The organism is Stenotrophomonas sp. GSD10 (genome assembly GCF_056172695.1).
On record NZ_JAOCMC010000002.1, the window covers coordinates 4,270,015 to 4,283,264 of the forward strand.

Genomic DNA, 13,250 nt, shown 5'->3' on the forward strand with positions numbered 1-13,250 from the left:
GTGATGTCGTTGCACCAGTATCGACGCAAGCGTCGCCTCGGCGGAGGTACCGGGCAGACGCCGGAGCCTGACGACACCCCCGCCCACGGTGACCCGAAGCGGCGGCCGACCTTCGTCATCCAGCTGCACCATGCCAGCTCGCGACACTACGATTTCCGCCTCGAAATGGACGGTGTGCTGAAAAGCTGGGCGGTGCCGAAAGGCCCTTCGCTGCGGGTGGGTGAGAAGCGGCTGGCGGTGGAAGTGGAAGACCATCCGCTGTCCTACGCCACCTTCGAGGGCGACATCCCTGAAGGTCACTACGGTGCAGGACATGTCGAGGTGTTCGACCAGGGCACCTGGGCCTGCGAGGGTGATCCGCTGGAAGCGCTGGCGGCGGGCAAGATCGACTTCGTGCTGCATGGGCGACGGCTGGCCGGTGGCTGGAAGCTGGTGCGAACGACAATGAAGGGACGCCAGGTGCAGTGGCTGCTGATCAAGCGCGACGACGATGACGCGCGCGATGCGGAGGCCGATGATCTGCTGGAAGGCCCGGTGCCGAAGCGTGCAACGGCGGAACAGAAGCGCTCGGCGAAGAAGGTGGCGCGCGCTGCCCCCACCACGCGCAGCCGCAAGGCCGATGGCCGTTGGCATGCCCGCGCACTGCGACTGGAGGGCGCGCGCGAAACACCGTACCCACGCGACTTCAAGCCACAGCTGACCGACCACCGCGACACCGCGCCGGACGGCCATCGCTGGCTGCACGAGATCAAGTGGGACGGCTATCGTCTGTTGGCCGATCTGCACGACGGTGAGGTGAAGCTGCGCTCACGCAATGGTCTGGACTGGACCGCTGACTTCCCCGAGGTGGTACAGGCGCTGAAGGCGCTGCCGGTAGGTGACGCACGCCTGGACGGCGAGCTGGTGGTACTGGATGCGCAGGGGCGCAGCGACTTCGCCGCCTTGCAGCGGGTGATCGATGGCAGCTCCAAGCAACCGCTGCGCTACATCGTGTTCGATCTGCCAGGAGTTGCGGGGGTCGATATCAGCCGCGCACCGTTGCTGGCACGCAAGGCGCTGCTGAAGGCACTCATCGGGTCTGCGCCGGGCACGCTGGCCTTCAGCGAACATGTGATCGACCACGGCCCGCAGGTGTTCGAAGCCAGTGGCGATGCAGGCTTCGAGGGGATCGTCAGCAAGCAGGTGGATGCACCATACGTCAACCTGCGTGCGCGCAGCTGGGTGAAGGTGAAGCACGAGGATACCGATGAGTTCGTGATTGTCGGCCATACCGCACCCAAGGGCTCACGGGTGGGATTCGGCTCGCTGCTGCTGGCGGCGCCGGACAAGGGCGGGCTGCGCTATGTGGGCCGCGTCGGCACCGGTTTCGACGATGCAAGCCTGCGCGCGCTGCTCAGGGCACTGCAGCCGTTGGCAGTGAAGACGCCCGTGCTGCAGCTGCCGGCGCATGTGCCCTTCCGCGCTGCCAGCGTGCGCTGGGTGAAGCCGGTGACGGTGGCCGAGGTGGCCTTCCGTGGCTGGGGCAAGGAAGGCCTGCTGCGCCAGGCCAGCTTCAAGCGGCTGCGCAGCGACAAGCAGAGGGAGGATCTGGACGTGAGTACAGCCAACACGCAGGCCGGTGACGACGTGCAGATCACCCACCCCGAACGCATCGTGTTTCCAAGGCAGAAGGCGAGCAAGGGCGATGTGGCTGATTACTACCTTCGCATGGCGCGCTGGATCCTGCCGGAGATCGCCGGCAGGCCACTGTCGCTGCTGCGCTGCCCGGACGGCGTGGGCAAGGCCTGCTTCTTCCAGAAGCACCACGGCCCCGGCCTGGGCGATGCGGTGCATGCGATACCGCTGCAGCAGAAGAGCGGCCGCGAGGACTACGTCTATATCGACGATGCGCGCGGGCTGTTGCAGCTGGTGCAGATGAATGTGCTGGAGCTGCATCCGTGGGGCGCCACCGTGGCCGATCCCGAGCATCCGGACCGGCTGGTGTTCGATCTTGATCCTGGCGAAGGCGTGAGCTGGGCACAGGTGAAAGCAGGCGCGCGCGATGTGCGTGACCGGCTGTTGAAGGTCGGGCTGGAAAGCTTCGTGCGGCTGTCCGGCGGCAAGGGCGTGCATGTGGTGGTGCCGCTGCAGCCGAAGGCGGACTGGGAACAGGCCAAGGCATTCTGCGAGGCCTTCGCCCAGGCCATGGCGCTGGAACAACCGGAGCGCTACGTGGCGACGATGAGCAAGGCCAAGCGTGGCGGCGTCATCTTCATTGACTGGCTGCGCAACACGCGCGGCGCGACCAGCGTGTGTTCGTGGTCGCTGCGTGCGCGTGACTCCGCCGGTGTGGCCGTACCGCTGCGCTGGGAGGAACTGGCGCGCGTCAGCGCGGCCGACGCGTTTCCGATGGCCAAGGCACTGGCGCGGGCGAAGCGATTGAAGGGACATCCGTGGCACGGTATCGAGCGCTTGAGGCAGTCGCTGCCGACGCTGAAGCGGTAGTGCCGGCCGCTGGCCGGCAACTGCAGGGTGGCCAAGGTTCCCGGCCAGCGGCCGGCACTACCAGTATGCGCTCAGCGCGGATCGCGCGAAGCGCGGCGGCCGAACCACCAGCCCAACAGCAACTGCACCGGCAGCGACACCAGCAGCGAAATGACGAACCACAGCGGGAAATCCGCACCCACCGTCCACATGGCATAGCCGCAGCCCAGCGCGATCAGCGACCAGATCGAGAAGCCGTGCGAACGCGGCCAGCACGGCGCGTAGTAGGTGGCGAAAGAAATGCCGGCGATGCCACCGAGTACGCTGAAGGCCAGGTCCCAGCCCAGTTGCACACTGTTGTTGTGCGGCGACATTCCCAGCAGCGGCGGCAGCCAGCTGGCAACGCTGCTGACCAGCGCCAGCGACAGCACGCCGCCGATCAGGGCGACGACGGACAGGAACAGGGTCTTGAGCAGGCCAGGCATGCGCGCATTGTACGGCGGTGCGATGCGGTCGTGCCGTCCGGTTGCAACGGGTCAGAGCCCATCCGACAGGGGCCGATGGGAGATCCGACCCGGTGGATCGGCATGGCCGCCGTGCCCGTGGGAGAGGGGTACGGAACGACGGCGGCCATGCACAGACGGTCAGGCGGCGAAGTCGAGCACCACGCGGCCTTCGATGGTGCCCGCATGCATGCGCGCGAACACGTCGTTGATGTTCTCCAGGCGGTCGGTGCTGACCGTGGCGGCGACCTTGCCTTCGGCGGCGAACTGCAGCGATTCCTGCAGGTCCAGTCGGGTGCCGACGATCGAGCCGCGCACGGTGATGCCGTTGAGCACCATGCCGAAGATGTCCAGCGGGAAGTTGCCCGGCGGCAGCCCGTTGAGTGACACGGTGCCGCCGCGGCGGACCATGCCCAGGGCCTGTTCGAAGGCCTTGGGCGATACCGCGGTGACCAGCGCGCCGTGTGCGCCGCCGATTTCCTTCTTCAGGAACGCGGCCGGATCGGTGGTGCGCGCGTTGACGGTGACCTGTGCACCGAGCTGCCGCGCCAGCGCCAGCTTGCTGTCGTCCACGTCCACCGCGGCCACGTTCAGGCCCATCGCGCGGGCGTACTGCACCGCCATGTGGCCCAGGCCGCCGATACCGGAGATCGCCACCCAGTCCCCGGGCTTGGTGTCGGTGACCTTCAGCCCCTTGTAGACGGTCACGCCGGCACACAGCACCGGTGCGATCTCGACGAAGCCCACGTCCTTCGGAAGCAGGCCGACAAAGTTGGCATCGGCCAGTGCGTACTCGGCGAAGCCGCCGTTGACCGAGTAACCGGTGTTGCGCTGTGTCTCGCACAGCGTTTCCCAGCCGCCCAGGCAATGTTCGCAATGGCCACAGGCCGAGTACAACCAGGGGATGCCGACCCTGTCGCCTTCCTTGACGTGCCCTACCCCGCCTCCCACGGCCACGACGTGCCCCACGCCCTCGTGGCCGGGGATGAATGGCGGGTTCGGTTTCACCGGCCAGTCGCCCTCGGCGGCGTGCAGGTCGGTGTGGCAGACGCCACAGGCCTCGATCTTGACCAGCACCTCGCCCGCCCCCGGGCGTGGTACCGCGACCTCCTCGATGACCAGTGGCTTGCCGAACTCGCGTACGACGGCGGCCTTCATGGTGGAATGCATGTTCGGATCTCCGTAGTGCGCTTGCCCACAGAATGACGCCGGCTCGAGGCCGGCGCTTTGATCACGATCAAACTATCGACGATCGATGCCGGGATTCAGCTGGCCAGCACCGACGCTTCACGGGCCAGGCGTTCGATGGCGTCCCAGTCGCGGGTCTGCAGCAGCGCCGGCGTGGTCAGCCACGAACCGCCCACGCACAGCACGTTGGGCAGGTGCAGGAACTGCGGTGCGGTCTGTGCGCTGATGCCGCCGGTCGGGCAGAAGCGCACGTCGGCGAACGGGCCGTGCCAGGCGGCCAGCAACGCGGCGCCGCCGGCCTGCACCGCCGGGAAGAACTTGAAGGTGTCCTTGCTGTGTTCCAGGCCCAGGATCAGGTCCGAAGCCGTAGCAGCACCGGGCAGGTACGGCAGGTCGGCGTCGCGCGCGGCGGCATACAGCGTCGGCGTTGCACCGGGTGACACCGCGAAACGCGCGCCGGCCTGCTTCGCCGCCTGCATCTGCGCAGGGCTGAGCACGGTGCCGGCACCGATCACCGCATCGGGCACGGCTTCGACCATGGCCTTGATCGCATCCAGTGCCTGCGGCGTGCGCAGGGTCACTTCGATCACCGGCAGGCCACCGCGGAACAGCGCCTGGGCCACGTGGACCGCTTCATTCACATCTTCGGGGGTGTACACCGGGATCACCGGTGCCAGCTTCAACAGCGCGCGCAGGCGCGGATCAGCGCTGGACATCGTCTTGCTCCTTGCCCGCCAGGGCATCGCGGATGGCTGCCGGGCCCGGCAGCGCAGCGGCGCATGATGCCACGCGCGCTGCGAAGACGCTGCGCGCGCCCTGCCCTGCGCCTGGATCAGGCCGGGTCGGCCTGCAACGATTGGATGCGGCGCTGGTACCAGTCGCCACCGAGCGGGTCGAATACGGCAGAACGCTCCATCGGCGCTTCGTACACGTGCACCGAAATGGCCAGCGCCTGATCGCTGGCATTGCGCAGGGTGTGGTACTCGTGCGGTGGAATCAGGCTGCCGGCGCTGCCACAGCCTCCGCGCAGCGCCGCGTGGCGGCGGAATCGCCAGCGCTCGCCAGCACATTCCAGCAGCTCGTAACGGGTGATCTCCAGTTCGCCCAACCACACGCCCTCCACACACCACATGGCATCGTGGTCGTGCAGCGGCGTGCCCTGCCCCGGGCCCCAGCTCATGGCAATCACGCTGTAGCCGTGTTCGCGGCTGTGGTACAGCGGGCGTCGCGCGTAATGATCACTGACCGGACGGTGCACGCATTCGGGCAACTCGATGCGGCTGTCGGCGATGGCTTCCTGCAGCGCCAGTTGCAGGTCGGCGGTGATGCGCTCGGCATCGCCGGAGGTCATCGCCGCGTCGACTGCGGCGATCAACCGATCGCGGCCACGGAACGCCGGAAACGGAGAAGTCTGCAGGTCCATGCCCCGACTGTAGCGGAGCCGGGTTAAGGGAATGTTGGTGTGGGTGCGTGTGTCGTGCTGGCCTGCATGACAAGCCCGCGTGAAAAACGGTTCAGATGCGAAGACAGTCGAGCGTCACAATGGAACTCCTTGCAGTAGAAGCGGGTCGAACGGATCGCGATCCCCCTCCACTGCGACATTCCGCAACGTCGCGCCCGCGGGCGCAAGGCTAGAATTTTCCGACTTACCTGGTTCTATACATGTCAGTGCGAAATATTAGCGATGCCGCGTTGCCGGCATCGAAGGGCAAGGCTGCCACGATCAACGACATCGCACGACTGTCGGGAGTGTCCAAGAAAACGGTTTCAAGAATCATCAACAACTCGCCGCTGGTGCGCAAGGACACCCGCGACAAGGTCGAGGCGTTGATGCGAGAGGTCGGTTACGTGCCCGACCCGCTGGCGCGCGGACTCGCATTCCGCCGCTCCTTCCTGATCGGCCTGGTGTACGACGACCCCGGCGCGCAGTGCATCGTCGACCTGCAGCACGGCGCGCTGGAAGCGCTGCGCGGCACCGGCTATGAGCTGGTGGTGCATCCCTGCGACAGCCAGGATCCGGAATGCCCGCAGGGCGTGCGCCGTTTCGTGCAGCAGCAGAAGCTGCACGGCGTGATCCTTGGGCCGCGTGCGTCCGAATCGGCCGCGCTGGCGCAGATGCTCGATGACATCGATTGCCGCTACGTGCGCATCAACGCGCATGCCTCGGATGATGAAGTGCAGGCGGTGGTCACCCACGACCGCGACGGTGCGGCGGCGGCGGCCGGTTACCTGCTCTCGCTGGGCCACCGCGACATCGCGGTGATTGCCGGGCCGGGCGACCGGCGCGCGGCGCGTGAGCGCACCGATGGTTTCCTCGACCGCCTGGCGCAGACCGGCCTCACCCTGCCTGGCGAGCGCGTGCTGGAGGCCGGTGACACCTTCGAATCGGGCGTGCATGCGGCCGAACGCCTGCTGCTCGGCGAAGGCCGGCCCAGCGCGATCTTCGCCGGCAACGACGAGATGGCCGCCGGCGTGTACCAGGTGGCGCTGCGTGCGGGCATCGCGGTGCCGCAGCAGCTGTCGATCGTCAGCTACGACGACAGCCCGCTGGCCTCGCGGCTGTGGCCACCGCTGACCTCGGTGCGGCGCCACGTGTCCGACATCGGCCGCATGGCCGCAGCGATGCTGGTGCAGACCGACCTGCCGGATGCGCCGACTGCGGCCAGCGTGCATCCGCAGTTGATGGTGCGCGGTTCCTGCCGGGCGGTGGACGCCTGAGTGCCCTGCCCGCGCCTGCGCCGCAGGTGCGGTGCACGGACGGCATCAACGAAAACGGCGCAACCGGATGCGCCGTTTTCACTGCGAAGCCGATGGCGCGGCGTGCCTACACGTCGCCGCCGTCGGCCCAGCCTTCGCCTGTGCCCGTCTGGAACACGCGGTCGTCGGCCTGCACGTCACCGGCCGGCAGGTGCGCCTGGTCGGCCAGTGCGGCGTAGATCGGGGTGAAGTCCGGCGAGGTCGCCTGCATCAGCTGTTCGAAGCTGTCGATGACGAAGTAGGTCTTCTGGAAGGTATCGATGCGGTACCGGGTGCGCATGATCCGCTGCAGGTCGAAGCCGATGCGGTTGGGCGCGGCCGATTCCAGCGAGTACAGCGATTCGCCCTTCGACGACACGATGCCGGCACCGTAGATGCGCAGGCCGTCGGGCGTATCGATCAGGCCGAACTCGACCGTGTACCAGTACAGGCGGGTCAGGTTCTGCAGTGCATCCGGGCCGATCGCATGGGCTTTGACGCCGCCACGGCCGTACGCCTCCATGTAGTCGGCGAACACCGGGTTCATCAGCAGCGGCACATGGCCGAACAGGTCGTGGAACAGATCCGGTTCTGCGATGTAGTCGATCTGGTCCGGGCGACGGATCCACCAGGTCACCGGGAAACGGCGGTTGGCCAGGTGGTCGAAGAAATCCAGTTCCGGCAGCAGGCCTTCGACGCCGACCAGGGTCCAGCCGGTGGCGGCACCGAGCACTTCGTTGAGCTGGTCGAAGCGCGGAATCATGTGCGCGCTCATGCCCATCTCGTCCTGCGCGTCCAGGAATTCCTGGCAGGCGCGGCCGACCAGCAATTCGCGCTGGCGCTGGTACAGCGTGCTCCAGGTGGCGTGGTCGTCGGCGCTGTAGGTCTCCCACGGCTGCTCGACGAGCGCGGTGGTGTACACCGGCACGTAGCCCTTGTCGGTCTGCTGGTGTTCGACGCGGCGGGGCTGGGCGAGGTCCATGGGAAGCTCCTTGACGGGATACCCACGATGCTAGGGCAGGCGGCGCGCAACAGGGTTGCAAAAGTTGCGTCGATTGGCCTTGTTGGCGCAATATCCTTGCGTACTCACCATGTTGCGGGGCAACAATGGCCGGAGAAGTCCAGTTCGATCGCACGGATATACGCCTGCTGGCTGAAATCCAGCGGGACGGGCGCGCCACCAACGCCGAACTGGCGGCGCGGGTGAATCTTTCGCCCTCGGCCTGCCTGCGCCGCCTGCAGCGCCTGGAAAGCGAAGGCGTGATCGTCGGCTACGGCGCGCGGCTGGAGCCACGCCAGCTGCGCCTGGGCCTGCAGGCCTTCGTGCGCGTGCAGCTGGAAAAGCACGACCAGGCCGCCATCGGCCACTTCGTGGACAGCGTGCAGGGCTGGGATGAAGTGGTGGCCTGCCACGCCCTGACCGGCGACATGGACTACCTGCTGCACGTCTACGTGCGCGACCTGGAGCATTTCTCGCGCTTCCTGCTGGACCGCCTGCTCAACGCCGGTGGCGTGGCCGATGCCAATTCCAGCTTCGTGCTGCGCACGGTGAAAGGCTTCCAGGCGTTGCCGCTGTCGCAGCTGGAGCCCTGAGCGACCCCGGCGCTGCCGGGGGCCGGGCATCAATGGATCAGCACTTGTCCTTGCGGCCCACCAGCTTGCCCAGGCGCGAGGCTTCCTCGCACTTCGGTGCGGCCACCGGAGCCGGCGCAGCGGCGGCGGCGCGTGCCTTCTGCAGCTGCTGGATCTTGGCGCGGATCTGCGGCATCGCCGCCATCGCGGCTTTCTCGCCTTCCAGGATCGCGGTGCCACGCTGGCTGAAATCGGCGGCACCGATGTCCAGCACCTTCGGCCGGATCACGATGTCGGCGCGCGCCAGTTCCTGTTCGCCCAGGCGCTGGCCCATGATCGAAATCGACTGGTTGACGATGCCGAGCATGCCGGTCGGTGCCTTGCCGCTGGCCTTGCTGGAGATGTCCACGGCGATCACGAAGTCGGCGCCGAGCTGGCGTGCGGCATCCACCGGCACCGGGCTGACCACGCCGCCATCGATGTAGTTGCGGCCGCCGATCTTCACCGGTTCGAACACGCCGGGAATGCTGCTCGAGGCGCGCACGGCCTGGCCGACGTTGCCGCGCACGAAGATCGCGCGTTCGCCGGTTTCCAGCTGGGTGGCGACGGCGGCGAACGGCTTCTTCAGGCGCTCGGCCGGGCGGTTGGCGACCTGCTCGTTGACGTAATCCTGCAGCTTCTGGCCCTGCACCAGGCCGCCGGAGAACAGGCGCACGTCGCGGATGCTGGCTTCGTCCAGCGCCACTGCTCTGCTCTGCATCTGGAACGCGTCCATGCCGCTGGCATACAGGGCGCCGACCACGCTGCCGGCGCTGGTGCCCGATACCACCACCGGTTCGAAGCCGTTGGCCTCGAGCATCTTGATCACGCCGATGTGGGCAAAGCCCTTGGCTGCGCCGCCACCGAGTGCGATACCGATCTTCACCGGCTTGGCCTGCGGCACGACCGTCGGCGCCGGCGGTGGCGTGGGGCGCACCGGATCGCCACCGCACCCGGCCAGCAGGCCGATCAGGGCGACGGACAGCAGCATGCGGGGGCGGAACAGGCTCATCGGCAGTGCGCTCACGGCGCCGGACTCGGGAAAGGGCGCCAGCATACCGAAGCCACGGCGGGCCGGGCAGGGTGGGGGAATTCCCTATTCATATAGGTAGTGCCGGCCGCTGGCCGGCAACCCTTGGGAAACGGGCAACGATCCATGGCGTTGCCGGCCAGCGGCCGGCACTACCGGGATGCGGTCAGAACCGGTTGTCACCGTCCAGGATGCGGCCGATTCCGCCCAGCACCGAGCCTTCGCCACGGCTCTGGCCGCCGCCCTGCGGTGCGGCCATCCACATGCGGCCCGCCAGGCGCGAGAACGGCAGCGATTGCAGCCAGACCTTGCCGGGCCCGGTCAGCGTAGCCAGGAACACGCCTTCGCCGCCGAACAGCATGCTCTTGATGCCGGCCACCCGGCGCACGTCCATGTCCACGCTGGAGTGGTAGGCCACCACGCAGCCGGTATCCACGTCCAGGCGCTCGCCGGCGGCCAGTTCGCGCTCGACCACGCAGCCACCGGCGTGGATGAACACCCAGCCGTCGCCCTCCAGCTTCTGCATGATGAAGCCCTCGCCGCCGAACAGGCCGGTCATGATCTTGCGCTGGAACTGCACGCCGATCTGCACGCCGCGTGCGCCCGCCAGGAAGCTGTCCTTCTGGCAGACCAGGCGGCCGCCATGCTGGTCCAGCTTCATGGCCAGCACGGTGCCGGGGTAGGGTGCGGCAAAGGCGACCTTGGCCTTGCCCTGGCCGGTATGGGTGTACAGCGTGGCGAACAGGCTCTCGCCGGTCAGCACGCGTTTACCGGCGGCCATCACCTTGCCCATGAAGCCGCCGCCCTGGCCGCTGTGCGAGCCGTCGCCGAACACGGTGTCCATCTGCACCGAAGCGTCCTTGAACATCAGGGCGCCGGCCTCGGCCACCGCACTTTCGCCCGGGTCCAGCTCGATTTCCACGAACTGCATCTCATGGCCGACGATGCGGAATTCGATGTCGTCGGCCCGTCCGCTGCTCGCCGCCGGGACCGGGGGCGGGGTATTGGGCATGCCCGGGGCGGGCGACTGCAGCTCGGCCACCTCGGCGATCGGTGCCCACCCGCTCATGCCCTGGCACCAGGCCAGGGCGCGCGGATTGGCCTGCGCGTAGCGGCGCGCAGCCTCGTCATCAAGCGGGCCGATGCGTTCGGCCTGGGCGGAGGCATGGAAGTACCACTGAGTCATGGCGGCGGGTCCGTCGCGGTGGAAACCCCGAGTCTAGCGAGCCGCCGGGGGCGCCGGCGACGGCGCCATGAACGGCCGGCATTTGCGGCGCAGGTGCTGTATTGCAACAATTATCTGGTAGCGCCGTTTTACCACCCTCCAAACACAGCCTACCGCCATGTCCCCGACCCGCACTTCCCGTGGCCGATTTCCGGTCGCGCGCCCTCTCGTTGCCGCTCTTTCCGCCCTGCTGCCGCTGGTAGCAGCCGCCCAGGAAACCCCCGCTGCCAAGGATCCGGTTGCCCTCGATGCCCTGCAGGTGACCGCGCAGCGCCGTGTCGAGAACGCCAAGGACGTACCGGTCGCACTGAGCGCGATCCAGGGCGAGAAGCTGGATGTGCTCGGCTCGGCCGGCGATGACATCCGCTTCCTGGCCGCGCGCGTGCCCAGCCTCAACATCGAGTCGTCCTACGGCCGTGCCTTCCCGCGTTTCTACATCCGCGGCCTGGGCAACACCGACTTCGACCTCAATGCTTCGCAGCCGGTGTCGCTGGTGTATGACGACGTGGTGCAGGAAAGCCCGCTGCTGAAGGGCTTCCCGCTGTTCGACCTGGCCAACGTGGAAGTGCTGCGCGGTCCGCAGGGCACGCTGTTCGGCCGCAACACCCCGGCCGGCGTGGTCAAGTTCGATTCGGCGCGCCCGTCGCAGGACGCCGATGGCTACGTGCGCGTGGGCTACGGCAGCTACAACAGCTGGAACGTGCAGGGCGCCTACGGCGGCCCGCTGACCGATCGCTGGTCGGCACGTGTCTCGGCGATCTACCAGCGCCGCGACGACTGGGTCGACAACACCCGCGTCGGCGCGCCCAACAGTGGCTTCGAAGGCTATGACGAGGCCGCCGGCCGCGTGCAGTTCCTGTACGAAGGCGACGATTTCGAAGCACTGTTCAACCTGCACAAGCGCAAGCTCAACGGCACCGCGCGCCTGTTCCGCGCCAACATCATCGAGAAGGGTGGCAACTCGCTGGTCGAGAACTTCGACCGCGACAAGGTCGCCAACGACGGCGTCAACTTCTCCGATCTGGAAACCTGGGGCGGCAGCGCGCGCCTGCAGTGGAATCTCGGCTCGGTCACCCTGCACTCGATCACCGGCTACGAGACCGCCGAATCGCTCAACCGTGGCGACATCGACGGTGGCTACGGTGCGGCCTTCCTCGGCGCCGGCAACTACGGCCCGGGCCTGATTCCGTTCTCGTCCGAGTCGGCCGACGGCCTGCCGCATCACCGCCAGTGGACGCAGGAAGTGCGCATCGAGTCCAACGAATGGGGCCGCTTCGATTGGCAGGCCGGCGTCTTCTACTTCGATGAAGACGTGACCATCAACAACTTCAACTACGACTCGCTGACCCCGGGCAACCCGCAGACCGGCCACGTGGTGCAGAACCAGCGCAACAAGGCGTGGGCGGTGTTCGCTTCGGGCGACTTCGATGTCACCGACCGCTTCAAGCTGCGCGCCGGCGTGCGCTACACCCAGGACAAGAAGGACTTCAGCGCCAGCGTGCTGCAGGCCGTTCCGTTCGGCACCCCGGTCAGCGGCCCGTACCTGGCCAACACCGACGTCAACGACGTCAGCTGGGATCTCAGCGGCGTGTACAAGCTGACCGACGACATCAATGCCTACGCCCGTGTTGCCAAAGGCTTCCGCGCGCCGTCGATCCAGGGTCGCCTGGCCTTCGCGCCGGGCCTGTCGCAGGCCGATTCGGAGAAGGTGATCTCGTATGAAGCCGGCATCAAGGCCGACCTGTTCGAGCGCCGCGCACGCCTGGGCCTGAGCGTGTTCCGCTATGACGTCGATGGCCAGCAGCTGATCGCCGTGGGCGGCACCAACAACACCGCCACCCTGCTCAACGCCGACAAGACCATCGGCCAGGGCGTGGAGCTGGACCTGGAGGCCTACCTGGCCGACAACGTGCTGCTGACCTTCGGCAGCAGCTACAACGACACCGAGATCAAGGACAAGAACCTGGCGGTGGCGATCTGCGGCGGTGGCTGCACCATCACCGACCCGACCACGGTGATCAACGGCCAGACCTACGCGCTGGTCAACGGCAACCCGTTGCCGCAGGCACCGAAGTGGATCCACAACGCGACCCTGCGCGTGGGCTTCCCGCTCAGCGATGGCAGCGAGCTGTATGCCTACACCGACTGGGCCTACCGCAGTGCGGTGAACTTCTTCATCTACGAGTCGCCGGAATTCCGCGGCCGTAGTTCGCTGGAAGGCGGCCTGCGCCTGGGTTACAACTGGGATTACGGCCAGTACGACGTGGCCGTGTTCGGCCGCAACCTGACCAACCAGACCCGCGTGGTCGGTGCGATCGACTTCAACAACCTGACCGGCTTCCTCAACGAGCCGCGTACCTGGGGCGTGGAGTTCACCGCGAAGTTCTGATGCGGTTGCTGCATTGATGCAATGAAGAAGGGCCGGCACACTGCCGGCCCTTCTGTTTCCTGCTTCCTGTAGAGCCGAGCCTGCGCTCGGCTGCTCTGAGCCGAG

11 protein-coding genes are annotated in these 13,250 nt (G+C 67.3%); 4 read left to right on the top strand and 7 right to left on the bottom strand.

The window, feature by feature from the left end; genetic code table 11:
* Window positions 1-3 precede the first annotated feature (3 nt).
* Window positions 4-2,484: a DNA ligase D gene (gene ligD, locus N4G47_RS19870; RefSeq protein WP_475289718.1), complete on the top strand. Its 2,481-nt coding sequence runs from the start codon at window positions 4-6 to the stop codon at window positions 2,482-2,484.
* 71 nt (window positions 2,485-2,555) lie between these two features.
* On the opposite strand, the gene N4G47_RS19875 is transcribed toward ligD, so the two are convergent.
* The 4 genes from N4G47_RS19875 to N4G47_RS19890 form a co-directional block, all read right to left on the bottom strand.
* Window positions 2,556-2,948, bottom strand: a complete 393-nt coding sequence (locus N4G47_RS19875; protein ID WP_475289719.1) for a hypothetical protein — start codon at window positions 2,946-2,948, stop codon at window positions 2,556-2,558.
* A 159-nt stretch (window positions 2,949-3,107) separates the two neighbouring features.
* On the bottom strand, window positions 3,108-4,136 hold the full coding sequence (gene adhP, locus N4G47_RS19880; protein WP_475289720.1) for an alcohol dehydrogenase AdhP: 1,029 nt from the start codon (window positions 4,134-4,136) through the stop codon (window positions 3,108-3,110).
* Between the two features lie 95 nt (window positions 4,137-4,231).
* Window positions 4,232-4,870 carry a bifunctional 4-hydroxy-2-oxoglutarate aldolase/2-dehydro-3-deoxy-phosphogluconate aldolase gene (eda, locus tag N4G47_RS19885; RefSeq protein WP_475289721.1) on the bottom strand — a complete coding sequence of 213 codons (639 nt, stop codon included), beginning with the start codon at window positions 4,868-4,870 and terminating at the stop codon, window positions 4,232-4,234.
* Between the two features lie 116 nt (window positions 4,871-4,986).
* Window positions 4,987-5,577 (bottom strand): cysteine dioxygenase family protein, encoded by a 591-nt coding sequence (locus tag N4G47_RS19890; RefSeq protein WP_409460718.1) that lies wholly within the window; start codon window positions 5,575-5,577, stop codon window positions 4,987-4,989.
* 239 nt (window positions 5,578-5,816) lie between these two features.
* Between N4G47_RS19890 and N4G47_RS19895 the strand changes: the two genes are divergently transcribed.
* Window positions 5,817-6,872 (top strand): LacI family DNA-binding transcriptional regulator, encoded by a 1,056-nt coding sequence (locus tag N4G47_RS19895; protein ID WP_475289722.1) that lies wholly within the window; start codon window positions 5,817-5,819, stop codon window positions 6,870-6,872.
* Between the two features lie 106 nt (window positions 6,873-6,978).
* Here the strand turns inward: N4G47_RS19895 and phhA are convergent, their stop codons facing one another.
* The gene (phhA, locus tag N4G47_RS19900; protein ID WP_249842359.1) at window positions 6,979-7,872 is read right to left on the bottom strand and encodes a phenylalanine 4-monooxygenase; all 894 of its coding nucleotides are present in this window, start codon (window positions 7,870-7,872) and stop codon (window positions 6,979-6,981) included.
* 125 nt (window positions 7,873-7,997) lie between these two features.
* On the opposite strand from phhA, the gene N4G47_RS19905 reads away from it, so the two are divergent.
* Window positions 7,998-8,483: an Lrp/AsnC family transcriptional regulator gene (locus N4G47_RS19905; RefSeq protein ID WP_057498045.1), complete on the top strand. Its 486-nt coding sequence runs from the start codon at window positions 7,998-8,000 to the stop codon at window positions 8,481-8,483.
* A gap of 37 nt (window positions 8,484-8,520) precedes the next feature.
* On the opposite strand, the gene N4G47_RS19910 is transcribed toward N4G47_RS19905, so the two are convergent.
* Entirely contained in the window at window positions 8,521-9,513 is a 993-nt protein-coding gene (locus N4G47_RS19910; protein WP_475289985.1) for a patatin-like phospholipase family protein, read from the bottom strand.
* 184 nt (window positions 9,514-9,697) lie between these two features.
* Complete coding sequence (locus N4G47_RS19915) at window positions 9,698-10,717, bottom strand: TIGR00266 family protein (RefSeq protein WP_475289723.1); 1,020 nt, start codon at window positions 10,715-10,717, stop codon at window positions 9,698-9,700.
* Window positions 10,718-10,874: 157 nt separating this feature from the next.
* Between N4G47_RS19915 and N4G47_RS19920 the strand changes: the two genes are divergently transcribed.
* Complete coding sequence (locus N4G47_RS19920; RefSeq protein ID WP_107231338.1) at window positions 10,875-13,145, top strand: TonB-dependent receptor; 2,271 nt, start codon at window positions 10,875-10,877, stop codon at window positions 13,143-13,145.
* Window positions 13,146-13,250 lie beyond the last annotated feature (105 nt).

Excerpts from the sequence above, each read along its gene's own strand:
- eda (WP_475289721.1), bottom strand. The coding sequence starts at position 4,870 with ATGTCCAGCGCTGATCCGCGCCTGCGCGCGCTGTTGAAGCTGGCACCG.
- ligD (WP_475289718.1), top strand. The coding sequence starts at position 4 with ATGTCGTTGCACCAGTATCGACGCAAGCGTCGCCTCGGCGGAGGTACC.
- N4G47_RS19915 (WP_475289723.1), bottom strand. The coding sequence starts at position 10,717 with ATGACTCAGTGGTACTTCCATGCCTCCGCCCAGGCCGAACGCATCGGC.
- N4G47_RS19920 (WP_107231338.1), top strand. The coding sequence starts at position 10,875 with ATGTCCCCGACCCGCACTTCCCGTGGCCGATTTCCGGTCGCGCGCCCT.
- N4G47_RS19910 (WP_475289985.1), bottom strand. The coding sequence starts at position 9,513 with ATGAGCCTGTTCCGCCCCCGCATGCTGCTGTCCGTCGCCCTGATCGGC.
- N4G47_RS19890 (WP_409460718.1), bottom strand. The coding sequence starts at position 5,577 with ATGGACCTGCAGACTTCTCCGTTTCCGGCGTTCCGTGGCCGCGATCGG.
- adhP (WP_475289720.1), bottom strand. The coding sequence starts at position 4,136 with ATGCATTCCACCATGAAGGCCGCCGTCGTACGCGAGTTCGGCAAGCCA.
- N4G47_RS19895 (WP_475289722.1), top strand. The coding sequence starts at position 5,817 with ATGTCAGTGCGAAATATTAGCGATGCCGCGTTGCCGGCATCGAAGGGC.
- phhA (WP_249842359.1), bottom strand. The coding sequence starts at position 7,872 with ATGGACCTCGCCCAGCCCCGCCGCGTCGAACACCAGCAGACCGACAAG.
- N4G47_RS19905 (WP_057498045.1), top strand. The coding sequence starts at position 7,998 with ATGGCCGGAGAAGTCCAGTTCGATCGCACGGATATACGCCTGCTGGCT.
- N4G47_RS19875 (WP_475289719.1), bottom strand. The coding sequence starts at position 2,948 with ATGCCTGGCCTGCTCAAGACCCTGTTCCTGTCCGTCGTCGCCCTGATC.